The 24592-nt window shown below is 57.0% G+C and carries 37 protein-coding genes; 14 read left to right on the top strand and 23 right to left on the bottom strand.

Features of this window, described 5'->3' with window-relative positions; all coding sequences use genetic code 11:
• Positions 1-116: 116 nt before the first annotated feature.
• The 5 genes from ACVWVY_RS20895 to ACVWVY_RS20875 form a co-directional block, all read right to left on the bottom strand.
• Entirely contained in the window at positions 117-344 is a 228-nt protein-coding gene (locus ACVWVY_RS20895; RefSeq protein ID WP_456628155.1) for an ATP dependent DNA ligase, read from the bottom strand.
• The gene (locus ACVWVY_RS20890) at positions 262-885 is read right to left on the bottom strand and encodes an ATP-dependent DNA ligase (RefSeq protein WP_456628154.1); all 624 of its coding nucleotides are present in this window, start codon (positions 883-885) and stop codon (positions 262-264) included. The genes ACVWVY_RS20895 and ACVWVY_RS20890 overlap by 83 nt, the downstream gene beginning before the upstream one ends.
• 162 nt (positions 886-1047) lie before the next feature.
• Positions 1048-1413 carry a response regulator gene (locus ACVWVY_RS20885; RefSeq protein WP_456628153.1) on the bottom strand — a complete coding sequence of 122 codons (366 nt, stop codon included), beginning with the start codon at positions 1411-1413 and terminating at the stop codon, positions 1048-1050.
• A gap of 291 nt (positions 1414-1704) precedes the next feature.
• Positions 1705-1902 (bottom strand): hypothetical protein, encoded by a 198-nt coding sequence (locus ACVWVY_RS20880; protein WP_456628152.1) that lies wholly within the window; start codon positions 1900-1902, stop codon positions 1705-1707.
• Positions 1896-2129 (bottom strand): hypothetical protein, encoded by a 234-nt coding sequence (locus tag ACVWVY_RS20875; RefSeq protein WP_456628151.1) that lies wholly within the window; start codon positions 2127-2129, stop codon positions 1896-1898. The genes ACVWVY_RS20880 and ACVWVY_RS20875 overlap by 7 nt, the downstream gene beginning before the upstream one ends.
• 450 nt (positions 2130-2579) lie before the next feature.
• Between ACVWVY_RS20875 and ACVWVY_RS20870 the strand changes: the two genes are divergently transcribed.
• From ACVWVY_RS20870 to ACVWVY_RS20845, 6 genes are all read left to right on the top strand, one after another.
• Entirely contained in the window at positions 2580-3476 is an 897-nt protein-coding gene (locus ACVWVY_RS20870; protein ID WP_456628150.1) for a DNA-methyltransferase, read from the top strand.
• A gap of 4 nt (positions 3477-3480) precedes the next feature.
• Positions 3481-5205 (top strand): DGQHR domain-containing protein, encoded by a 1725-nt coding sequence (locus tag ACVWVY_RS20865; RefSeq protein WP_456628149.1) that lies wholly within the window; start codon positions 3481-3483, stop codon positions 5203-5205.
• 43 nt (positions 5206-5248) lie between these two features.
• Positions 5249-5692, top strand: a complete 444-nt coding sequence (locus ACVWVY_RS20860) for a hypothetical protein (RefSeq protein WP_456628148.1) — start codon at positions 5249-5251, stop codon at positions 5690-5692.
• Between the two features lie 77 nt (positions 5693-5769).
• On the top strand, positions 5770-6471 hold the full coding sequence (locus tag ACVWVY_RS20855; RefSeq protein ID WP_456628147.1) for a hypothetical protein: 702 nt from the start codon (positions 5770-5772) through the stop codon (positions 6469-6471).
• 360 nt (positions 6472-6831) lie between these two features.
• Positions 6832-7236, top strand: a complete 405-nt coding sequence (locus ACVWVY_RS20850; RefSeq protein ID WP_456628146.1) for a DUF4062 domain-containing protein — start codon at positions 6832-6834, stop codon at positions 7234-7236.
• Complete coding sequence (locus tag ACVWVY_RS20845) at positions 7191-7847, top strand: hypothetical protein (protein WP_456628145.1); 657 nt, start codon at positions 7191-7193, stop codon at positions 7845-7847. The genes ACVWVY_RS20850 and ACVWVY_RS20845 overlap by 46 nt, the downstream gene beginning before the upstream one ends.
• Before the next feature lie 17 nt (positions 7848-7864).
• Here ACVWVY_RS20845 and ACVWVY_RS20840 read toward each other — a convergent pair whose 3' ends face one another.
• From ACVWVY_RS20840 to ACVWVY_RS20785, 12 genes are all read right to left on the bottom strand, one after another.
• Positions 7865-8206, bottom strand: coding sequence for a hypothetical protein (locus tag ACVWVY_RS20840; protein WP_456628144.1), 342 nt, complete (start codon positions 8204-8206; stop codon positions 7865-7867).
• Between the two features lies 1 nt (position 8207).
• Positions 8208-8633, bottom strand: coding sequence for a hypothetical protein (locus ACVWVY_RS20835; protein ID WP_456628143.1), 426 nt, complete (start codon positions 8631-8633; stop codon positions 8208-8210).
• 293 nt (positions 8634-8926) lie between these two features.
• The gene (locus ACVWVY_RS20830) at positions 8927-9169 is read right to left on the bottom strand and encodes a hypothetical protein (protein ID WP_456628142.1); all 243 of its coding nucleotides are present in this window, start codon (positions 9167-9169) and stop codon (positions 8927-8929) included.
• Entirely contained in the window at positions 9169-9828 is a 660-nt protein-coding gene (locus tag ACVWVY_RS20825) for a hypothetical protein (protein ID WP_456628141.1), read from the bottom strand. Before ACVWVY_RS20825 ends, ACVWVY_RS20830 begins: the two co-directional genes overlap by 1 nt.
• A gap of 5 nt (positions 9829-9833) precedes the next feature.
• A complete protein-coding gene (locus ACVWVY_RS20820) occupies positions 9834-10442 on the bottom strand; it encodes a hypothetical protein (protein WP_456628140.1) in 609 nt (202 codons plus the stop codon).
• An 11-nt stretch (positions 10443-10453) separates the two neighbouring features.
• Positions 10454-10906, bottom strand: a complete 453-nt coding sequence (locus tag ACVWVY_RS20815) for a hypothetical protein (RefSeq protein WP_456628139.1) — start codon at positions 10904-10906, stop codon at positions 10454-10456.
• A gap of 87 nt (positions 10907-10993) precedes the next feature.
• A complete protein-coding gene (locus tag ACVWVY_RS20810) occupies positions 10994-11413 on the bottom strand; it encodes a hypothetical protein (protein WP_456628138.1) in 420 nt (139 codons plus the stop codon).
• Positions 11414-11794: 381 nt separating this feature from the next.
• Positions 11795-12919 carry an AAA family ATPase gene (locus ACVWVY_RS20805; RefSeq protein ID WP_456628137.1) on the bottom strand — a complete coding sequence of 375 codons (1125 nt, stop codon included), beginning with the start codon at positions 12917-12919 and terminating at the stop codon, positions 11795-11797.
• Positions 12916-13863: a DNA-primase RepB domain-containing protein gene (locus ACVWVY_RS20800; protein ID WP_456628136.1), complete on the bottom strand. Its 948-nt coding sequence runs from the start codon at positions 13861-13863 to the stop codon at positions 12916-12918. The genes ACVWVY_RS20805 and ACVWVY_RS20800 overlap by 4 nt, the downstream gene beginning before the upstream one ends.
• Entirely contained in the window at positions 13853-13993 is a 141-nt protein-coding gene (locus ACVWVY_RS20795) for a hypothetical protein (RefSeq protein WP_456628135.1), read from the bottom strand. Before ACVWVY_RS20795 ends, ACVWVY_RS20800 begins: the two co-directional genes overlap by 11 nt.
• A 42-nt stretch (positions 13994-14035) precedes the next feature.
• Complete coding sequence (locus tag ACVWVY_RS20790) at positions 14036-14350, bottom strand: helix-turn-helix transcriptional regulator (protein ID WP_456628134.1); 315 nt, start codon at positions 14348-14350, stop codon at positions 14036-14038.
• A gap of 254 nt (positions 14351-14604) precedes the next feature.
• On the bottom strand, positions 14605-15864 hold the full coding sequence (locus tag ACVWVY_RS20785; protein ID WP_456628133.1) for a tyrosine-type recombinase/integrase: 1260 nt from the start codon (positions 15862-15864) through the stop codon (positions 14605-14607).
• A gap of 303 nt (positions 15865-16167) precedes the next feature.
• On the opposite strand from ACVWVY_RS20785, the gene ACVWVY_RS20780 reads away from it, so the two are divergent.
• Together ACVWVY_RS20780 and ACVWVY_RS20775 are read left to right on the top strand one after the other, a co-directional pair.
• Positions 16168-16389 (top strand): hypothetical protein, encoded by a 222-nt coding sequence (locus ACVWVY_RS20780; RefSeq protein WP_456628132.1) that lies wholly within the window; start codon positions 16168-16170, stop codon positions 16387-16389.
• Between the two features lie 38 nt (positions 16390-16427).
• Positions 16428-16826, top strand: a complete 399-nt coding sequence (locus ACVWVY_RS20775) for a hypothetical protein (RefSeq protein WP_456628131.1) — start codon at positions 16428-16430, stop codon at positions 16824-16826.
• A gap of 144 nt (positions 16827-16970) precedes the next feature.
• Here the strand turns inward: ACVWVY_RS20775 and ACVWVY_RS20770 are convergent, their stop codons facing one another.
• Entirely contained in the window at positions 16971-17105 is a 135-nt protein-coding gene (locus ACVWVY_RS20770) for a hypothetical protein (RefSeq protein WP_456628130.1), read from the bottom strand.
• Entirely contained in the window at positions 17105-17575 is a 471-nt protein-coding gene (locus tag ACVWVY_RS20765; RefSeq protein ID WP_456628129.1) for a group III truncated hemoglobin, read from the bottom strand. The genes ACVWVY_RS20770 and ACVWVY_RS20765 overlap by 1 nt, the downstream gene beginning before the upstream one ends.
• Before the next feature lie 88 nt (positions 17576-17663).
• Between ACVWVY_RS20765 and ACVWVY_RS20760 the strand changes: the two genes are divergently transcribed.
• On the top strand, positions 17664-18092 hold the full coding sequence (locus tag ACVWVY_RS20760) for an RrF2 family transcriptional regulator (protein WP_456628128.1): 429 nt from the start codon (positions 17664-17666) through the stop codon (positions 18090-18092).
• A 29-nt stretch (positions 18093-18121) separates the two neighbouring features.
• On the top strand, positions 18122-18412 hold the full coding sequence (locus tag ACVWVY_RS20755) for a DUF6522 family protein (protein ID WP_456628127.1): 291 nt from the start codon (positions 18122-18124) through the stop codon (positions 18410-18412).
• Between the two features lie 3 nt (positions 18413-18415).
• On the opposite strand, the gene ACVWVY_RS20750 is transcribed toward ACVWVY_RS20755, so the two are convergent.
• On the bottom strand, positions 18416-19144 hold the full coding sequence (locus ACVWVY_RS20750) for an SET domain-containing protein (RefSeq protein WP_456628126.1): 729 nt from the start codon (positions 19142-19144) through the stop codon (positions 18416-18418).
• A gap of 154 nt (positions 19145-19298) precedes the next feature.
• Between ACVWVY_RS20750 and ACVWVY_RS20745 the strand changes: the two genes are divergently transcribed.
• Positions 19299-19916 carry a hypothetical protein gene (locus ACVWVY_RS20745; protein WP_456628125.1) on the top strand — a complete coding sequence of 206 codons (618 nt, stop codon included), beginning with the start codon at positions 19299-19301 and terminating at the stop codon, positions 19914-19916.
• A gap of 108 nt (positions 19917-20024) precedes the next feature.
• Positions 20025-20369: a hypothetical protein gene (locus ACVWVY_RS20740; protein WP_456628124.1), complete on the top strand. Its 345-nt coding sequence runs from the start codon at positions 20025-20027 to the stop codon at positions 20367-20369.
• A 73-nt stretch (positions 20370-20442) separates the two neighbouring features.
• On the opposite strand, the gene ACVWVY_RS20735 is transcribed toward ACVWVY_RS20740, so the two are convergent.
• A complete protein-coding gene (locus tag ACVWVY_RS20735; RefSeq protein ID WP_456628123.1) occupies positions 20443-21177 on the bottom strand; it encodes a TetR/AcrR family transcriptional regulator in 735 nt (244 codons plus the stop codon).
• A 113-nt stretch (positions 21178-21290) separates the two neighbouring features.
• Between ACVWVY_RS20735 and ACVWVY_RS20730 the strand changes: the two genes are divergently transcribed.
• Both ACVWVY_RS20730 and ACVWVY_RS20725 read left to right on the top strand, forming a co-directional pair.
• On the top strand, positions 21291-22694 hold the full coding sequence (locus ACVWVY_RS20730) for a carotenoid oxygenase family protein (RefSeq protein ID WP_456628122.1): 1404 nt from the start codon (positions 21291-21293) through the stop codon (positions 22692-22694).
• 157 nt (positions 22695-22851) lie between these two features.
• Positions 22852-23262 (top strand): MAPEG family protein, encoded by a 411-nt coding sequence (locus ACVWVY_RS20725; protein ID WP_456628121.1) that lies wholly within the window; start codon positions 22852-22854, stop codon positions 23260-23262.
• Here ACVWVY_RS20725 and ACVWVY_RS20720 read toward each other — a convergent pair.
• Complete coding sequence (locus ACVWVY_RS20720; protein WP_456628120.1) at positions 23206-23841, bottom strand: DedA family protein; 636 nt, start codon at positions 23839-23841, stop codon at positions 23206-23208. The genes ACVWVY_RS20725 and ACVWVY_RS20720 overlap by 57 nt on opposite strands.
• A 1-nt stretch (position 23842) precedes the next feature.
• The gene (locus tag ACVWVY_RS20715) at positions 23843-24448 is read right to left on the bottom strand and encodes a class I SAM-dependent methyltransferase (RefSeq protein WP_456628119.1); all 606 of its coding nucleotides are present in this window, start codon (positions 24446-24448) and stop codon (positions 23843-23845) included.
• Between the last annotated feature and the right edge of the window lie 144 nt (positions 24449-24592).

Raw genomic sequence — 24592 nt, 5'->3', positions numbered from 1 at the left:
CAGCAACTCCGGTTCCGGCTGAGCCACTGTGTCAATGGTGTGCCAAATCCACCTTTCTTACCTTGCCAGTTCTCCACAGCGGATCAGCGGTCTGATCGACAAGGTCGTCGCCACTCCTATTTCCGAGACAACCCCTTAAACGAACTCGCCCGCAAAAGACCTTCCGACGTGATGTCGCGGTATTCGACGTCGGCGACGAAGGTAGGCTCAACCCATGTAGCCTTCGGCTTCCTGATCGGCTTGGTTAGCTTTGACTTGGGACTAACCACGGTGTCGAGCTGCCTCCTGATCTGGCTGGAGACGGTGCGGGACCATCCGGTGCCGACCTTGCCCAGGTAGACCAAGTCCTTGCCTTCCTTTTTTCCGAGGTAGAGCGCGGCAACGCCGGTGGGGTCTTTGACGAAGCCAATGACCGGAAATTTGCCCTTCTGGACGGTTTTGATTTTTAGCCAAGCTTCGTTGCGGTCGGAGCGGTAGGAGGTCGAGCAACGCTTGCTTCCGCTCGATCTGCGGGAGTTTGCGCATGTCGCCGTTACGCCAGAGCAGGTCGAAGGCGTAGTAGACCAATCTGTCCTGCCGGCCGGCGGCTAACTCCGCCTGTAGTTCGGAGAAGTTGGTGCGGCCTTCATGCACGACCACTACTTCGCCGTCGATGATGGCTTCGCCTGAAATGTCGAGCGCGGCAGCAATGCTGGAGAAGCGTTTGGTCCAGTCCAATCCGTTACGGGTGAAGACTTTCTTCCTTCCCCGGTTCAGATGCACTTGAATCCGGTAGCCGTCATATTTGATTTCGTGAAGCCATTGCTCGCCCTTCGGTGCTTTGGACTTCAACGTCGCAAGCTGGGGCTTAATGAAGCCCGGCATGGCTGAAATACGATTGGACACAACGCTATACTCAAAAAAGAAAATGCCCGCCGCGCTTGGAGGGCCACGGCGAGCATTCTTACCGACTTCGCAGGAAACTCGAACAATCTAGGGGACTTGATCCCTCCCGTCACCACCAATGATCAATGAAATCGAGCCACGATTTCTTACATTTGATGACGATCAAGCGGCGGGAGCTAGGCCAATCGCGCGGTTGATGGCACTTACTAACGTATCTTGCGAGAAGGGTTTTTCGACAAGCACCCGGCCTCTTAGCTCGGCCGGCATAGTTTGGTTGGTGTATCCACTGACGAAAATAATCGGGACGTTTCGTCTATCGAGGATATGGACTACCGGGGTTATGGGAGAGCCCGCGAGGTTAATGTCGAGCAGGGCTAGATCGAAACAACCCGTCTCAGCGAGTAACATGGCCTTCTCGATGTTTGCGGCTTCCGAAAGGACCAAGTGTCCGAGGTCTTCCACAATTTCAGCCAACATCATCCTGATCAGAGTTTCGTCCTCGACCAGCAGCGTGGAGATTGTGCGCATGGATGGATCCAGACTAGTCGCCGACCGAGTTAGTCTTCTGTCTTCACATCAGGCGGCTTGATGCTGACCGGCGACGGAACCTCGCCAACCTGGTCCTTTAAATCGGCGGCCTTCTCCACCAACCGAGCGGCTAACGCGGGATCAGAGGTTGCCTTCGCCATTTTTAGCAGTGCTACGGCTGCTTGGCGGGCGTGGAAGCGACTTTGAGACATAGTTCCCCACATAGCTGTGCAGCATCACGGAACTCCCGATTGGGGTTTTCGTTCCACGGCAGGGACGTGATCCTTCCTCCTACCACCGATTGCTGTAGGGCTTGTTGAGAAAGTAATCGCGGTTGCCGAACGCTTTCGCGGCGTACTGATCGATGGCAACGGCGATGGCCTGGATGTGCTGGTAGCAGTATCCCTCGCGCGTCGCTAATTGGCGAACTTCGGCCAGCGCCTTGATGAAGGGCGGCGGGTTGGAATCGTCCTGAAAATGCTTCACCACTTCCGACCTCCCAACACCTTCCCTTTGTTCGGAGCGGGCTGTTCCTTTTTCATCCGGTCGCGCTCCGCACAAAGCGTGTCGATGTTGTGCTGCATCCGATCCAGCAACGCTTCGGCAGACGCCGTGGGAATGCCGGCTCTCTGCAGTTGCCTGATCTCTCCGCGCTGGCGGTGGACCTGAATGCGCATACGCTCGATCTCGGCCCGAATGTATTCGATGTCCGGCATGGGTTGATTGAGCCTTGTGGAAATAGGTCCTATAAGAACGAAACGAGAACAAAATTGCAAGCCGCTAGGTTTAGCGGGTAGGAACGGCCAGCGGTTCCTTCTTTTGTGTCGGGACGCGTCCTTGGCTGGATCGACGTGACATCGGGAGACGGGGCCCATCCAACGATCTGTGCACTCAACGAAAGTATGCCGCGACTGCAAGTTGCAACGGTGCGCGCGGTATGGTCTTGTCGGCTTTCGAGACTTCAATGGGGGAAAGTGGGTGACTTTAATCGCTCCGCTCCGTTGAGGCGGGGGCGGCGTCAGATTTCGTGCGGGGCACAGCGCGTTATTCGCAAGCGGTCCGTAGAAATTGCAATACTCCCCGGAGGCAAATGATTCGGGGCAGGCAAATTGCTACAAGTTACATCACCAAAAATCATCCCGACTGCAACGTTTCTGAAGGGAGACGTGTTGGCAGTTTTGGCAAAGCTGCCGAAGGCAAAGTACGACCTGATCGTAACGTCACCACCGTACAATATTGGAAAGATCTATGAGCGTTCAACTAAGCTAACATTCGAGCAGTACGTCGAATGGTTAGATAAGGTCATTGGGAAATTAGTCGACGCGGTTCAGGAACGCGGAAGCATCTGCTGGCAAGTGGGATCGTTCATCAAGAACGGCGAAATTTTCCCAATCGACATTCACACTTACGATAGTTTCAAACGGCGAGGCATGAAGCTTCGCAATAGGATTATCTGGCGCTTCAATTTCGGGCTCCATTCGACGAAGCGATTGTCCGGACGATACGAGACAATCCTCTGGTTTACGAAATCCGATGACCATCGCTTTAATCTCGACGCGGTCCGCGTGCCGCAACTGTATCCGGGCAAGCGACATTCCAAAAAGCGGGCAAAAGATTTCGGAAAGCCGAGCGGAAATCCGCTTGGCAAAAATCCGTCGGACTATTGGGAATTTTCGGCCGAGAAGCATTTCCAGCGTGATCCAGTCTGGGACATTCCGAACGTAAAGGCCAGTCATCCGGAGAAAACGATCCATCCCTGTCAGTTTCCTGTTGAGCTTGTCGAACGGTGCGTCCTTGCGCTCACCGATCCTGGTGACACGGTTTTGGATCCGTTTATGGGGACGGGCACCACGGCCATCGCCGCAATGAAGCACAATCGTAATGCTGTCGGCATTGATAAGGATGGCACCTTTCTCAAAATTGCGCGCAAGCGTGTAAAGCAGCTCTCCAATGGCACGCTAAAAATCCGTCTTAGTGGAAAAGCGACGTATCAGCCGAAGCTGAGCGAAAAAGTCGCGAGAGTTCCGGAAGAGTGGAAATCTGTCCAAAAGCGCGGGCTTTGACGTCATGGCCAAGATCGGGAAGAAAAAGAAAAAGAAGGCGAAAGTAAAACTTTCGGCGGTTGAGCGGGAGCAACGACGGCTCAAGCAAACCCATTTTCGTGAAGTCCGTTCGATATTCACAACGTGTGAGTTTAAGCGGGTGCCTTCCGCTTCTGATAAGGAGGTCGACTATCAAGGCACCAAAAGCGACTTCGACGACGTATTCATCCGTGAAAATATTATTGTTATTAGCGAGTGCACTGTTCTAACGAGTGATATCTCGGGTCACCTAAAAAAGAAGAAAGTCCTTTACGATAAGATCAACAACGACGTCCCTGCATTCTTGGCCTATATGGATGAAACATTCCCGGAATTTAAGGCGGCGAAAGATTCAAAGTATCAGCCTCATCATTTTCAGTTGGTGATCGTTTATTGCTCGCGTTATCCGATAACGAGCGACTTAAAAGAAGAGGTTCCCGGCGTAACGTACCTCGATTATCACATAGTCCAATATTTCAAATCGATCACGGATCGGGTGAAGAAATCTGCAAGATACGAGTTGTTCAAATTTCTAGGTCTTTCGCAGAACGAAATTGGAACGAATGCCATCTCGCCCGTTACGGCCACAGTATCCCTTAAAGGCTCGGTCCTACCGGAGGGCCAATCACATTTTCCTCCGGGATATAAAGTTGTGTCCTTCTATGTTGCGCCCGCTGTGCTCTTGGAGCGATGCTATGTTTTGAGAAAAGATGGATGGGGCGACGAGGACGGGCTGTATCAACGGATGATCAGCAGGGCGAAGGTCGAAGCCATTCGAAAATATTTGCTGAGTGAACAACGCGTTTTCATCAACAATATTATCGTAACTTTACCTAGCAATACGCAACTGACCAACGACGACGGTCACACTATTGATCCTTCGAAAATCCATCAGACGCGGCCCGGAACCATCCAGCTTCCATCAGAGTACAATTCCATTGGGCTGATTGATGGCCAGCATCGCGTCTTTTCATACTATGAGGGAGGCAAGGATGAGGCCGCAATTAGCAACCTCAGAATTCAGCAAAATCTGCTGGTGACTGGCGTCATATATCCGCAGGGAATCTCAAGAACAGATCGCGCAAAATTTGAAGCTACATTGTTTTTGGAGATCAATGCGACGCAAACCAATGCACGATCTGAACTGAAGCAGGCGATTGGAGTGTTGCTGCGACCATTCTCGCAAGACTCTATCGCGAGACAGATTGTAAATTTGCTGAATGACAAAAATGCATTGGGCGGACATTTCGAAAGATACTTCTTCGATAAGGGGAAGATAAAAACGACGACCATTGTTAGTTACGGCGTGAGACCTCTTATCAAGCTAAGCGGCGAGGATACTCTCTTTAAGGTTTGGAAAGAGCCCAATAAGCAGGGGCTGATTGACGCGCCAACGGAGAAGTTGGCTCAAGCCTATATTCAATTCTGTTCGAGCGAGATCAATATTTTCGTATCCGCGATAAAAGCGAACGTTGCGGCAGATCGTTGGACTGCCGATCAGAAGGTCAAAGGCCGGATGTTGACGACAACGATCATAAACGGGTTCATCGTTTGTCTTCGCCTGTTGGTCGAACACCAAAAGCTACATGCGTTTGAATGGTACAAAGCTAAGTTCGGTGCTTCTGACCTGAACAAGTTTCCATTTTCAAAATACAAATCGAGCCAGTACGGAAGTCTCGGTCAGGATATGTACAAAGCTTATTTTGAATGAGTGTTAAGGCGGCGGACACTGAGCGCCTTACGATTGGGTAGCCATGTTGTTTGAGAGATTGCAGCTCAACTGGAAGATACGCCGGCTACAGCGGCTAAGGGACCACAACTTCCGCGCGACATTCGAGGCTATGTATGAGGTCGCCCAGGAGACCGGCGAGATCCCGGACGGGGAAGCTGTGAAGGAGGAGATACTTAACACCGTCGAATCGGACCGCCTGATAGCCGAGCAAATTGCCATCCTTGAGAGCAACTACTGGCTCGACCAGGCGCAGCGTTACCTGCTCCCCATGCCGAACGACGAAGCGTATATCCCTGCAAAGCAGGACCGTCGTTTCCACTATATCGATCAAGAAACATTGACTTCCCTGCGCTCAGCAGTTCGCAAGGAACAGAAGGAACGTTCGGAGAATTTCCGCACATGGGCAACGCTCGTTCTTGGTATTATAGGCGCCCTCATTGGCTTGGTCGCCATGCTAAAGAAATAGGATGTAGGCTTTGCGAATTAGATTTGCTTGACCCCACACCCTTTCTCATCGGCGGTGTTAGTTAGGAGGGCCGTGCAATGGATGTGAATTGGTTTCTGAAAAAGCGAACGAAGTTCATCCGCCAGTACTATGTGGTGGCAATCGCGCCGTTTGAGACCATCAAGTCTCAGATCGAGAATGGCGAGGAGCCGTATGAGCCGCCGTACAGCGAAGACGGCGAGCCTCCGTTTCAGGTGGAGTGGTCGGATGCCGACACGTCTGTACAAGTCGTTGGCCGCATGTGCGTCGTCATGTTGTCAGAGTCGGTGAAGCTATACTTCCAAACCTGGGAAGAACTGCTCGGCGTGAAGTGTCAGCTCGCGCTCACGCAGCTATTTAAGAAGAAGGGCTTCTTGGCCGGGTACAAGGAGTGCTTCCGGCAAGTGGCGGATTTGGACTGGGACGAGTGTCCCGCCGACCTGTCCATCATCGAGGAAATCGTGTTCGCTCGTAATGTTGCTGCGCACCACAACGGGCACCTAGGCAGCATGTCGGCACGCTATTCGAAGGAGGTGCGGGTAAAGCTTGAAAGCCCACTATTCCTTCACGACTATGAAAAGCGCGCGCTGAACGAAGATCAGAAGTCGGTGTTCACATTCCTCCGCTCTGAGCTCGTTATTACGGGAGAAACGCTAGACGAGGCTGTGCGGCATGTTGAACTCTTGGTGGATTGGATGGAGCCGCAGCTCCAGGAAGTCCGGTGGCGGCCACGGACGCGCGACCAAGCGGATGGTGTTTAACCGACGTCCGGTTTGCTGCGCATGACGGACTCAACTCGGACGGCGAATTGGCAGCGTCGCTTAAGTCGATGCACCGCCACGTAGCAGGTGCCGGTAACCATGATCCGTCATCCATTTGGCGCGCGATAAATGGTCTGTGAAACGTCCTTCGAGCGCGATCAGATTGGATATTCCGGATCAAGATGCAGCACCACTTCGTGCGACTTCCCGCCATTCAGCACCTTCCGCTTCCGATTTTAGGGGTTGTTCGATTTTCGGCTTTTGCAAAAATATTCTGCCAATAGCGGATATGCCAAGGAGGCTTATCCACGCTACAATCGCTTATATTTTACGGGTCTCACAATACCGGGGGGGGGGCCGATGTCCGAGAAGCGCTACCAGATCTTTTTGAGCTCCACCTATACCGACTTAATCAAAGAGCGGGATCGGGTTCTACGAGAATTGGCAAGACACAATTACATCGCGAGTGGCATGGAATATTTCCCAGCGATGGATGAGGAGCAGTTCGAATTCATCAAAACCGTCATAGATGAGGCCGACTTTTACGTGGCGATAGTCGCCGGAAGGTACGGCTCTCTGGCCCCGGACGGCATTGGATATTCCGAGAAGGAGTTCAATTATGCGGTCGAGCGTTCAATCCCGGTCATCGGGTTACTTCACTCAGATTGCTCCTCGCTGCCACCAGAAAAGAGAGAGAAACGAGCGAAAGCAAGATTCAGATGCTTGAGCGCTATCGGGCGAAGCTGCAAACGGGAAGGCTCGTGAATTATTGGAGCGATGAAAGCCAGTTGTGCCTAGCGCTCTTGGGATCGCTCAATGCCATGTCAAAGCGAACCCCCCGGCCGGGATGGATACGCGGAGGCGGCAAGAGCCCGGCGGAACTACAGCAGGCCATCACGGAGCTGGAATACGCGAACAAAGAGCTAACGACCCTCGTCGAGGGATCAATAGTGGAGCTCGTAAGGTGGCGACTTAGAAACGGCTTCTGCGTGCGTTATTCATGCGACGTTGAAGGCGTTCCCAAGGAAGCCGCCCTGGAGATTTCATGGAAACACCTAGCCAACTACGTTCTGCCTCGAACGAAGTGGGCAACAGAGCCCGACACGTTAGACGGCATCATTCGTGCATTTATCGAAGGTGAAGCCAAACAGTCGGGATTGATGCTGGCAAAAGAGGAACTGGACAAAATCAAGAATGCACTGCTCGCGAACGGACTTCTCAGTGCCATCATGGATCTCAGCGGCCATCGAAGGTACCAGACGGCATCGGTTGGGTGGGCGTTCGTCGGAGATGCTCTCGAAAGCTATGAAGCAATGACTCGGGGCTTTTGGGCAGATATCCGACGCACCATAACGCGCCATCTTGACAAGCCGTGAAACCGAAATCGCGAACGTCACGGACTTTCGCCTTCGCGCCGGTAGCCACTATAGATTTGCTCCAACCGTCTGCGGATCGCTGCAGCAGATTGATAGTCCAACATCATTGCCGTCCCGCCGCGAACCACGAAAGCCGGCATCTGATCATCGGCGGTGTCGAAGATATTGAATTGCTCCGGTTGGCGTCGCAGCAGCAGATGCAATTCCAGAGAGGCAACCCGGATCGCTTCCTGTCGCGACAATCGGTTGGTCGGATCGGCCGGGATCGGACTGGCCATCAGTCGCCGGGCCTCTTTGTAGGTGGCGAGTACCTCTATCGTGATGATCTTACGGCCATCAGTATCACGGTTGATGTTCATGTCACTCCTCACGATCCCACGGATTGCCAATCATTGCCCCGCCTTTCGGATGCCGCATCTTTCGATCCATTACGCTTTGCTGGGTCAGCCGGAGTGAACGAGACAACCGCATGATGGAAAGACTTTCAGCGGCTTGTTGCTTGAGAAGTTCAGCATATTCCCGGTAGTTGAAATTTTTTTGTTTGCGATAGGCGTGGATCATCTGGGCAATCCGGCGTGCCGCCACGATATGCCGGCAGAGTTGAGTTAGGATCGGATAATTGCCACGCATGAAATGATCCGGCGGCATGGTGTTGACGATCGCTCGCCACTCTTCGGCTTCCTCATCGGCGAGATCGTAAGGGGCATCAGGACGCTGCGGCATCGCCGCTAGTCCGCCCTGTAAAACCGCCAGCGCCTCTATGGATTTCCGACCTCGCTGCGCCATTTAGAAGAGACCTTTCCTTCAATCTGTTACACACGTACCCCGCAAAAAAAGGATGCTTAGCGAAAGTCGAGCAAGGGCGCTCGGATGACCACTGCCCGTACATTTTTCACCACGCCCCCCGCGGCCCCTTTTTATTTGCTGAGCAGCCCGACCCAGTATGGATGGGAAGATGCATCACAAACCGAACTCGGGCTGCTCACTGAAGCCTGTGCTGGGGCAATCAACCAGCGCAGTCTCCAAACTCTTCGACAATGAGCGGCAGCAACCCGAAGCACCGAGTTGCTGCCAAGTCGTCATGCCACCGTCCCCTTGCGCAAATGTTCTAATTCGTCTGCCCAATCCCTCATCGTCTCAGCGATCCGATACCGATCGTGCGTGTTGAGCTGTTTCGCCAAGTCAGTTGCGAACTTGATAATATTCCGAACCGCAAGAGCGGGGTCGTTCTTCTTGTCTTTGAGAATGCTAATAGACAACATTGCGCATCGCTCGCTGTGGGGCATCGACCACATTGCCGCTCTGAGATCATCTTGCGTCATCACTGACCCTTCTTCAGAAATACCGGCGACGTCGCGGCGGTGCTTCCGCTGCGATTTGCCACAAGATCCTTGCGAAGCTTCGCGTTTTCTCGGCGCAGCTTTGTAATCTCGGCGGTGAACTCCTTGCGCACATCAGCGAATGTTTGGCGCATTTCGCGGGTGATCTCAGCATCAAGCTTGCCAATCTCTTCCCCCAGGGCTTCGCCTATCTCGTCAGCAAACAAACTCCAGAACATTGCTCGAAACCTCTCGCTGCCATCTTCAGCGACGATGTTTCTACATCGCGCGTCACACCAGCCATCCCACAACTTTTGAGTGGCTGGGTCCATCGTTGGTCGCTGCTGCTCGTACATCTGCCTGACCTGTTGTTGCCCAGCATTCATCACTGGCGCACTCGTCGTTTTTGTTTCTGGTTCGCCAAACAACTCGCGACGTTCGCGAATTGCGGCCAATTCAGCTTGCATGCGCGGTTCGTCATCTTTCAATCGTTGCAACAAGGCTCGCGCCTTGGCGGTGGATGCTTTGGAACGCTCGGCTTTTTCTTCGCGACTACGTTGTGCCTGAGCTTCGCGGTGGCGTTGTAAGGCTTCGCTCCACTCTTTTGCGTCCATGGCTGAGCCATGTGCCTCTTTGACCGTGTGCTCATCTGCATCATCCATCGCATTCACCACGTAATACCCGTAACCCAGCTAACTCCGCTGCTCGAACGCATGGCCCAGTCGCAGTCAAATGTAACTTTGATGGCTACCGCGTCGGTTTGCCAGATCGAACGAACTGGCGCCGATACAACCGGAGGAGTTCCCGGAATTGAAATTTGCGCAGGACTGGTGTCCTCCATGTGCACCGCAGTCGCCTTGCTGACGGAAAATCGCGGTGCGGGATCGCATGCGACGACAAAGGCGTTTACTGCCAAGGCCATTACCGTGCCGGCTGCGAGACCGCTGGTGGCAAAGAGTTCATATGGAAAACGATCATCGGTGCGCAGGCTGATCTTCACCGCCGCGTCTGGTGAAGCGATGAAAGCAATGTTCGATAGTGAACCGGCAACAGTCGCGACGTTACCCGCGAGTGCTGCAAGGTCCTTGTCCATGGCATCATTCTGGGTGATATTCGCGCCAATGGCAGTTGGAGTAAGCGTGACGGCGTAACTTCTCAATCCAGCAGGACGCAAAGCGTCTGCTGCCGTCGTATCGAATAGAATTGCATCGACACCCTGCGAAAGATTCTCAGCGGCGGCAGCTCGTGTGAACGCTTCGCCATTTGAGCCTTCCATTAGCTCTCTCGTCATGACCCAACCAGCACCGGCTTTTTTGGTGGTGAGGTCGGAGCACTGAAACTCATCTGCCGAATTGGGATTGGCGCGCCTTGAGCAACGAAGGCAAAGCCGGTCGGTGACGTGGTAACGGTCGGCACCGTGATCGAAGTCACCCCTTCGAAGGTGGCTCCAACTGCCCGACTGAACACAGCGCCACTGCAACTCGTCGGACCCAGAAGGCTGACAAGATCAAGCACGCCCGTATTGGTAAGACCCGTGGTGGTGGTGCTTGTCGGAACAACAGCGCCGCGCTCAATGGTCTCGATAGTCTCGCGATCTTTCCATCCACGCGCTTTTGCAAACCCAATAGCGCTAGAAGGATGATGATCGGGATCGGAGCCCATAGCGGTGATGGCCCGGACCAACGGCCTTGTACGCCTTTGCGACTCGAACCTGTCTAGCCAGTCATTTTCGCTGTCCATCGCATCACGTCCTCTGCAATTAGAGGCGGAGGATGGATCAATTCAAGAATGACAACACGGGGCCTTGGGTAGGTAGATACGAACTTGTTAGGCGCGAACTACCACAGGCCGAATTTCATAGACCTTGGCGTTTCCGTATTTGTGGTCGGTGTACTTGACGTCATAGCTCTTGCCGTCAATATCAAACCGCCGACCGGCAGCATCCAAATCCCTAAGCATATTACCGACCCGCAACGGCAAACTGTGAAACGGGTTCAAGTCCATCATGTCGCTCAACGCCAGCCATAATGGTCCTCCCTCTTGCTTCAGCGCGGTTTTCACCATTTGACTGGCTGTGAAAACATGACCAGCGCCAAAATCAGGATCGTTGATAAGCGCGTCGACTAACGATCGTCCGGCTGGGTCAGGCTCGATGGTCACGATCGGCGCGTAGGTCTTGAATTCGATCCACTTGACCGGCATCACCATCACGAATGGAAAGTCGTAGATAGTCTTCGAAGTGAACATCGCACGGATTCTCCTTCTGTTGTGCTCGCCTGAGATCAGGCGCTCTGATCCCGTTTGATGAGCGATTGTCGCCCCCTGACATCGCCGTCCAGCGATCCGTTGTCGTTGGCCCGGAGATCGCCCCCGGACGTCGACAGCGCCCTGACGAGCCGCGCCCTTTAATCCTGTTGCTCCCGTTGCCTATCATCCTCCTAAACTTTCTATTGGCGCTACCTGCGCTGCCTGCAAATAAAATCAACGACTTAAGTTGCTGCCTGAGGCAGGTAGCGCTGCCTGCCTCAGGCAGCGCTTTAACCCATTGATTTAGAAAGCAGAAGGGCAGATAGCGCTCAGGATTTAAGGAGGGGCTCAAGGCCCCGCTGCCTGCCACTTTTACCTTGGCTAAAATGAGATGATTTGCCATTGCCAAGCTCCCGCTGTTTGGATCGAAATCGCTTTCAATTTGCGTTTCGCCCGGTCGAGCTGATCCTTCGAAAATCCCAGCTTTGCACCCGCCGCTCTAATCTCGTTTACAAAGATCGGTTGGCCGTCCTTGAGCAGGTCACGCAGGAAGTCCCGCACGGCATCTTGTTGCTGGCTTTGCTGTCTATCGTTTGCAGCATCAGCACCAGCCGCTGCTCGCACCGCTTCATCGGCGGTGATGTCCACACTATCCTTCGCCCAGACCACGTGCGGCGCCGGAATGTGGATCGGAAATGTATCCACATTGACCACCACAGTGGTTTCTTCAATTTGATAGGCCAGTGTCGGCATCCGGACGCTGGGGTTGTGCTTTGCATGCGTAAAGAGAATCCGCCCGGTCTTGCCGCCATCGTCGGCGATCTCTTCGACGCAGACATGGCCGATTCGACCCGCGGCAATGAAGGCCTGCGATCCGATAAAATGATTGATCGCCTTCGGACTTGAACTTTTCGGTGGATGGGTAATGGCCGAAATCGCCACGTTGGCGCGCTCCGAGAAATCCTTAAGCGGTCCCAGCTGTGATCGAACTTCAGTAGTTTTATGGCTGTCAATGGTGCCGCCCATGTACGCGGTAATGGGATCGATAGTGATCAGAGCAACGTTACCGATTTCAATGATCTTTCTTTCCAAGGCCTCGAGGTCTTCAGCGAGCAGGAATTGTCGGTCCTTGTTGTCGGACTTGATGCATTTCAGAATGTGCACCCGGTTAAGATCGGCACCAGCGGCCTTCAGCCGAGGTATTACTTCCTGGTCAATCGTATCTTCGGCAGTCAGCATGATGACGTTCGCCGGGTCCATTCCATCGGCACCGTCAGGCCATGGCAACCCGCTGGTGATGCACGCTACCAAAGCGATCTGCACCTGAGATTTACCCAGACCCGGTAACCCCGACAGCAGCTCCAACGCTCCCCGCAGCAAGTGGCCTCTCCAGAGCCATTCTTTCTGCTTGACAATGACGTCGCTGGCCTTGATCAGCTCGACATTGCGTGGTTGCGACTTTTGTTTTGATTTTTTTAAGAGGTCTTCGAAGGTGCCGTTGCTCATGACACCCCCCAAAGTTCAACTAGCTTTTCGCGCCATTCAGGATCGGCTACATCAGCCAGGAATATGAGGGTGCCGAGTCCGAGCTTGACCGGCTTCGATTTGCAATAGCGTTTCCACTGTCTTCTAGCGGCGCGCTCATTGAACCTGCCGGATCGTTCTAACCAACGACACCACGCTTCAAGACCCTCATCATGGCCATCGGTCGCGCGCCATGTGGCCATTCCAATGTAATTTCGATTTTTCCATTCCATGGCTGGGGGCAGAACTTCGAGGGCAGCAGTGGCCAGAATGATCTCGCGGGTGGTAACTTCTTCCTTGTCGCCGGAGCGGTGCGGCTCAGCCGGCGGGCGTTCGAAGTACGAGGCAGGATATGGCGGCGTCTCGATGCTGCTGTAGATGCGCACCCGGAATGGTTCGCGCTTGCGATGGTAAAAGCCGGGCAACCGCATGACCCGAGGCAGATCGCACACGGAGCTATCACCCTGGTAGCGGTTAGCAATCGCCTGTTGCACGCCTTGGAAATCGTCGAGCGGCAAATCCTTGACGCGCCAATACGCATGAAACTTTCCGGCGGAGGTTTCGACGACGATGTGCGGTTGAACCTGGTTCTCCAGCACCGGCTGCAATGGTGATCCATCAAGATCAAGAAACACCGCGCGAATCTGGACGACGTTTTCGGCCTTGCGGCCTTTCAGGTCGGTTTCATTGACGGTGACAAAAACGCCGGCGCCTTTGTTATTTAACCGCGTCAAGATCGCGACGTGCTGATCAAGGTTCCCGTGAAGCACGCGCCGTAACTGCGGCCTATTACGATCACGATCGTCATCAACGGTCTGAAATGTGAAACTCGTGGCGTCGGGATCGAGCAGCTTCAGGAATCGGGCCGCCGCTGTTATGTCGACCGTTGGGACGTGATCTCGGGCGGAATGTGGACTATCCTGCATCCGAGCCTCCGATTATTTTTTGGAGGACCGGTAGCTTTGACAGCAGCAGCATTTCGAAGAACATCATCACCCCGACTTGGGCTGCCACCCGGTCGGGGTTTCCTTTGAGTAGTGGTGAAATAGTCAACATGGAAAACTCCTTCGATGAATGAAGCCGCTACCTCCACAGAAACTAGGTCGTCTTGTTCGACCGACTTTCGCGGTACTGTGAAGTCCGGGCGTACTCGCGTTGCTTCAACCACGTCAGCACGGTATCGCGCTTGTAGCGGATCAACTGTGGGGCCAGTCGCTGGAATGGCGGCCCGGTATCGCGATCACGCTGAATTTCCATCCACTGCGTAGAAACGCCCAACCAATTCGCCACCTGCTGTGTTGTCAGCAAATCGTCTGCACCGCCTTCACTGGTAACGGCGGCTGCGATTAGACTGCTCGCGCGTCGGTCGAGGTGCAGTCGTCCGGTAGTTCGGGATTTGTTTTGACTGGTCATAGCCTGATCACCCTTTGCTTGGTTGCATTGGGCGGCACATGACAAAGCGCCGCCCGTCACCGTGCTCCGGACTTCCGGAGTGGTGGACGAAGCGGCCCCTGAAAGGGTTTGCTAATCTGGCAGGGCCAGATGGAAGGGGGCCTGATAATAAGGGCGATGATTCAGCGCCCTAGGGCGCTCCGGATTGATTGGGGCGCCGTCCAAAGAATATAGGCCTCCCGCCCAAAAAATAAAGGGCAAGGATCAGGGACATATTATGTTGTCTTTATAGAGGTTCCCGTCCGACGGGTTGAAGCCTTCAACTTCTTGACGTTCCCGCTCTCGACATCATCGATCCGGCACAACAGCTTCATTCGATCGGCGACCTTTTGGACCTGTGCGCGCATTCGCTCCAGCATCACCTGCGGATATACCGCAGTCACGTCACCCTTGACCGAATGATTTAGTAGCGCCTTCATCACTAGCCAGCTGACATCGGCTCCTTCGGCTACGGTGGCAAAGGTCCTTCGTAGATCATGAGCCGATACCGATACGCCGGTCGCTTTGGCTATCGCTCGCAGCGGCATGGTGGTGCCGATGATATGCTGACCTTCGCTCCGGCCCGGAAAGACGAAACCGGAATTGCCCAGTGCTCGACGCGCCACCAGCAAGTCATGAACGATATCGGACATCGGCAAACTGAACCCTCGTCCAGGTTTGGTGTAGGCGGCCGGCATGTTGATGATGCGTTTGGCCAGATCGATATCGATCCACTTTAACCTTGCCGCCTCGGTCCGCCGATATCCGGTGAATAGCAGGAAGGTCAGATAGTCACGCTGCACCGGATGGGGCAAAGCACGGAGCGCCGCATAAAACGCTGGCATGTTTTCTTCGGGCACAATCCGCTTGCTAGATGGTTCGTCGAACCAGTCGCCCTTCTTCAATCGCTTTACCGGATTGGCTGGCAAATCAGCGGTTCGGTCCAACGCGAAATTGTACAAATTGCGAAAGGTCTTCATCGCGCCATTGGCAGTGACATGTCCTTGATTGCCACCTCCCTTCTTGCTTATCGCAGTGGCGATAGCACGGTGACGATCCTCCACCATGCCGCCGGTGATCTCGCGCAACGGACGATCCAGCCATGAGGCAAGGGTCCGCTCGACCTGTCGATAAACGTGAATGCTGGCCGGTCGCAGGTTCTTCTTGGCCAGCAGATAGGCCTCCAAAGTTGATCTCAAGGTCGGATTATCGATCTTCTTTTTGGGGTCGTTACCATGCCGCATCGCGTGCAGCATATCGGCGGCTTTGTCCTTGGCCTTATCAAGCGACAGCTCATTGACTGCCCCGACCGTCACTCGTCGATTGCGGCCATCAGGCAGGGTTCGTTGCACAATATAGGTCTTGGCGTTGGTGACGCCGGAGCAGAGCACGGCGAAGCCCTTTAGTTCGTCATCCCAATACAGGACTTGCTTTCCGGATGGATCGGGAGCCGCCAATCGTTCGATGGCGCGCACGGTCATATTTATCGTCGGCATGTTGTCCTCCCTTTCTTCCCCATCCGGGGAAGATTTGTTGGGCCTGACATGGCCATGGGATCGATCAAATCGGACGCCCGGGCGGTTGCCTCAAATAAGGAAAAACGCCGCGTCTGGGCCGCCCTAGGGGCTTTGGATATTAGGGCAGGATAATCGCTTGGGACACCAAAAACCCTATGAAATAAGGCACTTGGACCCTATGTCACCTTATTTATAAAACGAGAGAAAGCACGTCCTCGTTACGTCCGAGGTAATCGAAACGGGTCACGGGCTGGGTCATCTTGAAGGCACAGGAGATGACCGATGCTGATGCTTACCCTCTTCCGCTTCGTCGCCGCGGCGATCCCGTGGACGCTCAATCTGGCCACCTGGTTGCTGGCGCGCTCCCTGAACATGCCGCAGCCGTTGGTGCACGACACCGGCGTCTTCGTGTTCGTGCGGGTACAGACGATCGAAAACAGGGTCGGCAAGGCGCTCTGCCCGATGCGGCTGATGCGTCAGCTCCGGTCGCTGCTGCCGCGCTGATCCCTGCCCCCAAGTCCCCCAAGCCAAGGAGAACTGCCATGATCCATCCATCCACATTCCTGAGCCGCGCCCTGCTCGCCGACGCCGTCTTCAGCGGCGTATCAGCCGTCGGGCTTACGCTCGGCGCCGGCATTCTGGCCCCCTTCCTCAACCTGCCGGAAGCGCTGCTGCGGGAGACCGGGCTGTTCCTGATCGCCTATACCGCGCTGGTCGGCTGGCTCGCTTCGCGGTCATCCGTGCCGAAGGGGCTGGTTCTGCTTGTTATCGTAGGCAACGCGGCCTGGACGCTCGGCAGCATCGCGCTGCTGTTCTCGGGCGCAGTTTCGCCGAACCTGCTCGGACAGCTCGTTACTGTCGCACAGGCGATTGCCACCGGCGTGTTTGCGGAGCTGCAGTTTATTGGCCTGCGCAAGAGCGGTGGCGTGGTGACGGCGTAAGCCACAGCCGTCCAAGCCACACCCGTCACTGTCTGCGACAAGCGCGAAGCGTTTGTGCAAGGGAGCAAAGCGACGAAGCAATCCATGCCTCAACAAGCGCAGACGTGGATTGCTTCGCTTCGGTTGCAATGACGGGGAATATCCTCAGCTCAAAACCAACGCAGCAATCATTCCCGCAAAGGTCAGCACCAACCCGATGACGAGCATCGGCACCAGGCTGCTGCCGGAATACGGATCGGCCTGCTCCTTGTTGGTGACGACATGTGCACGATTGGCCATTACTTTGCTCCTGCCTGGTTGCGTCGAAATCGTTCCCCGTTGCCGAGCATGACGCCGTGGGTGCCGGCGATGCCGAGTTCGAGGCTCGCCGCGATCCGGCGCGCCCGCTCCACGAAATGCGCCTGCGCCTCGGGCGGACAGATCTCGCGGGCGGTTTGCTCGAACAGTTCGAGCCAGCGGTCGAAATGCCCGGCGTCGACCGGCAGCGGCAGATGCTTGGCCATCGGGGTGCCGTGGTAGCGGCCTGTCATCAGCGCGACCGACGACCAGAACGCGCACATCTGCGCCAGATGCGGCTCCCAATCCCTGATGCGGGCCTCGAAGATCGGCCCCAGCACGGCATCTTCGCGCACCTTGGCGTAAAAGCCGCGCACCAGGCGCTGGATCATCGCCTCGTCGATGCCGGTCCGCTCCATGATTTCAGCCGAGATGCGCTCACGCCGCTCCGGCCCTGCCACTATCGCTTCCATTTCTCGCGCCTGCCCTTAAATAGGTATTTCAAATGCGTATTTAGACAGCTATAGATGATTTGCAAGCAGATAATTTGAAAGGGCTCCCATGCGCCTGACATCGTTTACCGATTTTGCCTTGCGCGCCCTGATGCGGCTGGCGGGCGATCCCGGCCGTTCGTTCGCGACGAACGAGATCGCGGCCGAGTTCGGCATTTCCCGCAACCATCTGGCCAAGGTGGTGCGCGACCTCGCCGATAGCGGTTTCATCTCGACCCAGCGCGGCATCGGCGGCGGCTTCACGCTGGCCCGCCCCGCCCAGTCGATCACCATCGGTGAAGTGGTGCGCGCCCTGGAAGGGCCGCCGCTGGTCGAATGTTTTCGCGAGGATGGCGGCAATTGCGTGCTGAAGCCGCGCTGCCGGCTGAAAGCAAAACTCGCCGCCGCCCGCGAAGCCTTCATGCGCGAGCTCGACGCCACGACACTGGCGGAATGCGCCTATCCCGCAACGGCCAGACCGAGCCCGGCGCACGCGTGACCGCCGCAACGAAGCATCAGGTGCAACCCATGAAACCGATCGAGTTCGAAAATGACGCCGTGCAGATCGACGCCGCCATCGTCGCCGAAGGCCTCGGGCTGACGCCCTCCCTGCTGCAGGAAGAGATGCGCGCGGGCAGGATCACAAGCCTTGCCGAGCGCGGGGTCGACGCCGATTCCGGCCGGCATCGCCTGACCTTCTTCTCCGAACACCGGCGGTTTCGCGTCGTGGTCGATGAAACCGGTGCGATTGTTCAACGCTCGGCGCTTGATTTCGGCGATTCGCTGCTGCCGAAATCGGTGCGCAAGGCTGGTGGATAAGGCCTAGGCCTGAAGGGCGGAAGCTGGCGCGGATACCGGCTGTTTTCGGCCGGCCGGTTTCCTGCCGGCAACCCTGGCGCGGCCGATGCCGTTCAGATGCTTGCCGTTCAATGACGTACCGTTCAGTGACGTGCCGTTCAGCGAATGGCCATTACGCTTCTTTTTCGATTTCCGCGCGGCCTTCGCCTTCAGTTTTTCCTTAAGCTTTTCCTCGGCCTTCCGCTGTTCCTTGGCCAGCTTCTCCGCCTTCCTCAGCGCCTTGCGCTCGGCCTTGGCCTTCAGGCGGGCTTTCTCCGCCCGCGCTTCCGCGCGCTGCTTCTTGCGCTTCTTTTCGCAGGCCGTGCATTTGCAGCCGATCGGCTTCAGGTAGGCTTTGAAATAGTCGGTGCCATAGTCGTAATTGATTTCATCGCCCGGCTCGATGTTCTTGATGGCGCGGATGAACACCTTGCGCTTGCGTGGGCGAACGTCGGATTCCGCGTTCGGCTTGCAGGCGTGGTTGATGTAGCGGGCAACGTTCTTGCGCACCGAGCCGTCGATGGTCCAGCGGTCGTTCAGCTCGAACAGGTACTTGTTCTCGATCGCGTCGTCTTTTTTCTTCTTGCAATCCAGCAGCGGTCCAAAATAGCGGATGATTTTGGTGCCCTTCTTGATCGGCTTGGTGGCGAAGAGGCCAAGGCCCGTGGGGGAGCGACCGACGCGATAGGGCTTGTTCGAGGGAATAGAGGGCATGACGATTGGATGGCTACAGGCTCGGGAAACGGAGGAATTGCGAGCCGCTCTTCTAGGACGATTCCGCGGCAATGTCAGGTGTTTCGCACCTTTGCCATGAACCTTCCCCAGATTGCACACGTCTGATCCCGGAGGTTCCATGCGAGAAGTGCAGATGAAACGCGTTTCCTATCGGCAACTCATCGTGCCGGCCGCCGCGGCCCTGTTCGCGACTGCATTCGGCCTGATTTCACCGGCTAATGCCCAAACATTCAGCAGCAGCTATACATCATCGGCTGAGAAGGACTGCCGCACCATCGGCAAGCCCAAGGACGTCAGCACGAAGCAGGTGTGCCCCGGCAAATCGGGGCTGGTGGTGCTGATCAGCGAGGACGATCTGCGCCAAACCGTCTCGGTCGGGCCCGACCATGTGGCCGCCGCCAAGGAGCCGGCTGCGGAGACCTCGTTTGCCCCCTTCAATTCAACCGGCCAGACCGTCGAATGGCGGGAAGTGGATGGCAAGCCGTTCGCGATCATTCAACGCTGGCTGATCGCCGACGACAACGACACGGGCAAGGCCGGAACCCCGATTTCGAAACCGATGCTCGCCGTGACGCGGTTGCCGCCGGGCCCGGTCTGTCATGTCGCCTATATCGACGGCCAGGCCAACCGCAATGCCAACGAACTCGCGCGCCAGGCGGCGGACGAATTTGCTCGTGATTTCAAGTGCGGCAAGGACGAAGTGAAGGTAATCGGTGAAAAGGGCGCCGCCGTCGGCCTTGCAAAGCCCTGACAGCCCGAGGCTGGCGTGTTTTCGCCGCATTAACGTCAAAGCTACAGCCTTGAGTGCTTGATATATTCTCACATCACGGGTTTTAACGGCGGCCACACCGGAGCAACGATGCTAACGAGAATCATGGTTCTGCTGGTTGCCGGCTCCGCCCTCACCGGCTGCTGCGCCTCCGGCACCGGCTGCTCGACGACACAGACCGCAGGCGCGCCGATCGCCTGGGATGGGTTGGGAGAACCACCGACGGCAAATGACGTGCCGGGCGAGGAAAAACGGCCGGCAAAACGAAAAACAGCCCGCAATCGCGAGATCATTCTCGGCCCGCTGAATGGCGCCCCGCCCAAGGAAACCTCGGACACCAAAGCGCGCTACGACGAATGGACGCGACAGCCCAACGAAGACGTCGAAGCCGACGCAAGGCTGGCGCGGCAAACCAAGATTTGCAAGGGTTGCTGAGCGGCACGCCATCGGCATCGTCGCCACGCAGCGACATCCCGGAGCCAGCCATGTCGCCCTTGAAGCCGCCGCCCTACGCCGCCGGCGGCCGCGCGACGGTCGAGAGCAGCATCGCATGTAGAAGTTGGTCGACCCCGGTGCCTTCCGGCAGCCGGTGCAAAATATCCTTCAGCCGCCCGTCGAGCAGCAGCGTAGTGAAGCCGTGCACCAGCGACCATGCGCGGGCGATCGCGGCAGCCTGATCGAGCGACAGCGCCTCCAGCGCCTCGCCGGTGAGTTTTTCATTACGCCCGGCACCGACCGCGTTCGCCAAGCCCGCGAAGGAGGCCGTCGCCGCCTCGTGCAGCGACGGCCGCGTCATGTCGAGCCGCTCGGTGCGGAACATCAGCCCGTACATGCCGGGACGCGCCTGGGCGTAGGCGACATAGGCCTTGGCGTTGGCCATCCCCTTCATCATTGGGTGGGTTTCACTATTGCGAGCCGCGACCATGGCCTCGTTGAAGCGGCGGAAGCCGATGGCGGCGAGTTCGCTGAGGAGCCCGGTGAGATCGCCGAAATGATGGGTCGGCGCGGCATGCGACACGCCGGCCTCGCGCGCCACCGCCCGCAAGGTCAGGCCCGGCAAGCCGTCGCGTTCCAACACCCGCTCAGCGGCTGCGAGCAAGGCGTCGTGCAGATCGCCATGATGATAAGGGGTTTCGCCGGATGGACGGCGACGCCGGCTGGCCGGCCTTTCCGCTACGGGTTTCGCCGGCCGGCGCCCTGCGGCGGGACGGATCGTTCTGGTCTCTCGCGATGTTCTTGCCATGTGATTCCTTATAGCTGCAATTTTTACACTGTAAAGATTTTGCTTGACGATCGGCCACAACAGCCTTACTGATATCTTTACGATGTAAAGATTTAAACCAGAGGAAACGTGAGATGCTCGACCAGGTGAAGACCGAGGCGGCCCGAACCAATCTGGCGCCGATCCCGATGGAATGCGACGCGCCGCATCTCAAGGTGACCGGCGAATTGCCGCGCGAACTCAACGGCACGCTTTACCGCAACGGCCCCAACCCGCAATTCGATGCCCCCGGCGCGCACTGGTTCGTCGGCGACGGCATGCTGCACGCCTTCCATCTGGAGAACGGCCGCGCCAGCTACCGCAACCGCTGGGTCCGCACTCCGAAATGGCTGGCCGAGCACGACGCCGGCCGCGCGCTGTTCGGCGGCTTCGGCCGCAAGCTGCCGGGCGCTCCCGCCGGTATCACCGACGATGGCGGCGTCGCCAACACCAACATCATCTTCCATGGCGGCAAGCTTTTGGCGCTCGAGGAAGGCCATCTGCCGACCGAGATCGAGCCCGACACCCTTAATCGCGTCGGCTATTGCGACTACAAGGGCGCCATCAAGGGCCCCTTCACCGCGCATCCCAAGATCGATCCCGTGACCGGCGAGATGGTGTTCTTCGGCTACAACGCCGCGGGCCCCCTCACCCCCGCCCTCTCCTTCGGATCGGTGAACGCGGCAGGCGTGGTGACGCGGTGCGATCGTTTCGAATCCCCCTATGCCAGCATGGTGCACGACTTCATCGTTACCGAAAATCACCTGCTGTTTCCGATCCTGCCGATTACCGGCAGCATGGAGCGCGCGATGCGCGGCAAGCCGCCCTACGCCTGGGAGCCCGAGAAAGGCGGCTATGTCGGTGTGATGAAGCGCAACGGCTCGGCAAAGGACATCGTCTGGTTCCGTGCCGAAAGCTGCTACGTCTTCCACGTCATGAATGCGTGGGAGGAAGGCAACCGCATCATTGCCGACGTGATGCAGTTCGAGGAGGCGCCGCTGTTCACCCATCCCGACGGTTCGAAGACCGATCCGGCGAAGTCACGCGCGCGGTACTGCCGCTGGACCTTCGATCTCGCCGGCAATACCGACCGCTTCACGCAAACCTATCTCGACGATCTCACCGGCGAATTCCCGCGCATCGACGACCGCCGCGCGGGCTACGCAAACAGCCATGGCTGGTACGCCTGCGCCAATCCCGATCTGCCGATGTTCGGCGCGCTGTCGGGCATCGTGCATGTCGACGGCAAGGGCAAGCGGCTCGGCCATTATCTGCTGCCCGCCGGCGACACGATTTCGGAGCCGGTATTTGTCGAACGCGGCGCAGACGCCGCCGAGGGCGATGGCTGGCTGCTATCAGCGGTCTGGCGCGCGCAGGAGAACCGCAGCGATCTCGCGGTGTTCAACGCCCAGGATGTCGAATCAGGCCCCGTGGCGCTGGTGCATCTCGGCCATCGCGTACCCGATGGCTTTCACGGCAATTGGGTCGGCGCGGCGTAAGGCATTCAATCCTGTCATCTCCGATGTGCAATTGCACATCGGAGGCATCGCGCAGTGATGAACCCGGAATCCAGATGTCACCAAATCTCGAAATTCCGGGTTCGATGCTGCGCATTGCCCCGGAATGACGTCGTTGACAGTCCGCGAGGAGACACCCATGCACCTGCCCTCGATCACATCAACCTATCTCGCCGTCCTCGCCCTGCTCTACACCGTGCTCGCCGTTCAGGTCGGCAGGCTGCGCCAGCGCGACCGCGCCGCGTTCGGCGACAATGGAAGCCTGCAACTGCGCAGCGCGATACGCGCGCATGCCAACTTCATCGAATATGTCCCGATCATCACGCTGATGGTGGCGATGCTGGAAATGTCCGGCCTGCCGGCGACATGGGTGCATCTGTTGATGGGCGCGCTGCTGATCTCGCGGCTCTTGCACCCGCTCGGCATGTACGCCGCACCCAATACGTTGCAATTCCGCATCGGCCGGGTCGGCGGCATCACGATCACGTTCATCTTACTGATCGCCTGCGCCCTCATGATTCTGTCGCGGTCGCTTAGCATGACGGGTTAGCTGCCAGGCGAGCAGTACAAGAAATTCAAACCCGACCAGCGCTGTGACGACCAGCAGGCCTGAAAAGGCGGCGTCGGCGCTTCTCTCACGCAGGACATATCCAAGCGTAAGAAGAGGCCCGCTCCATATGATGCTTCCGATCAGCGTGGCGCCGACGAAGTTCAGGATCGCAAGATTGAGCACCCCGGCCGGGATGGAGAGATAAACCCGCACCGCCGGAATGGTCTGTCCTACAACGGTGACCCAGAAGTGATTGCGCCTGTAGGCCCCTGCCATCCGATGATAAAGGGCAGGCTTCAGGAATATGAACCGCCCGAACCGTTCAATCAGCGCTTCAATTCGCCTCGCCCCCAGGGCGAGGCCGAGCCCGTACCACGCAAGTGCACCTATCGTGGAGCCTGTCGCGGTGGCCGCGACGGTGACGACCAGTTTGCTCTCGCCTGATGCGGCCATTATGCCAAGCAGCACGAACACGACATAGGAAGGCACCATCGGAAAGAATTTCTCGGCAGCCGCGACGGCTCCGATTCCGAGCGGTCCGGATCCGGCGAGCACGGTGATGAAGTCAGGAATGTCCATGCTAGACGGCATCGGGTTCGACCTGGTCTGCGAGCCTGACGGGCTTGATGCGCGTGATGCGGTACACCGATGCGGGCGGGACGTTGAGCAACACGCGGCCCATGCAATTCGCCTTCAGCCCCAGTTCGTCGAGTTGCGCCTTCGAGACCGGGCACTGCATTCCATAGGTGAACTGATAGAACGAGCCACCGTCGCGCAGCTTGCTGAACGCCGCGGTGAGAATCGCGGTGACTTTCTTCGGCGCAAAATTGAGCAGCGGCAGCCCACTGACCACGGCACCCAACGGGTGCTCGAACAGATCGTGGGAAGCCATCCAGGCCGCATCCATCCAAAGCACGCGCGCCCTGGGAAATCGCGCCTGCAGCAGCCGCATGAAGTCCGAGCCGTATTCGATCAGCGTGAGGTCACTCTCGCGCACCCCGCGCTCCAGCAGCGCTTCGGTGAAGACTCCGGTACCGGGACCCAATTCGAGCACCGGGCCCGAGGCAGCCGTGATCTCGCTGGTAATCAGACTGGCAAGATTCGCCCCTGATGGCGCGATGGCGCCGACGCTGCGAGGATTGCAGGCGAGCGCGCGAAAGAACAACAAGAGATTTTGTGCAGCCATGAGAGCAAGTCACCCATTCCATCAAGCCGCATCACCCGTTGATGTCGGCGTTGATGCGATATGGAGGGTCGATGTTGCGCGAACATTGCGCACCATCGAAGCCTGTGGAAAATGTCGGGGCAGCTGTAAATGCAGGACGCGATT

Source organism: Bradyrhizobium sp. URHC0002, from assembly GCF_054059515.1.
This window is presented reverse-complemented; position numbering and strand designations above follow the sequence as displayed.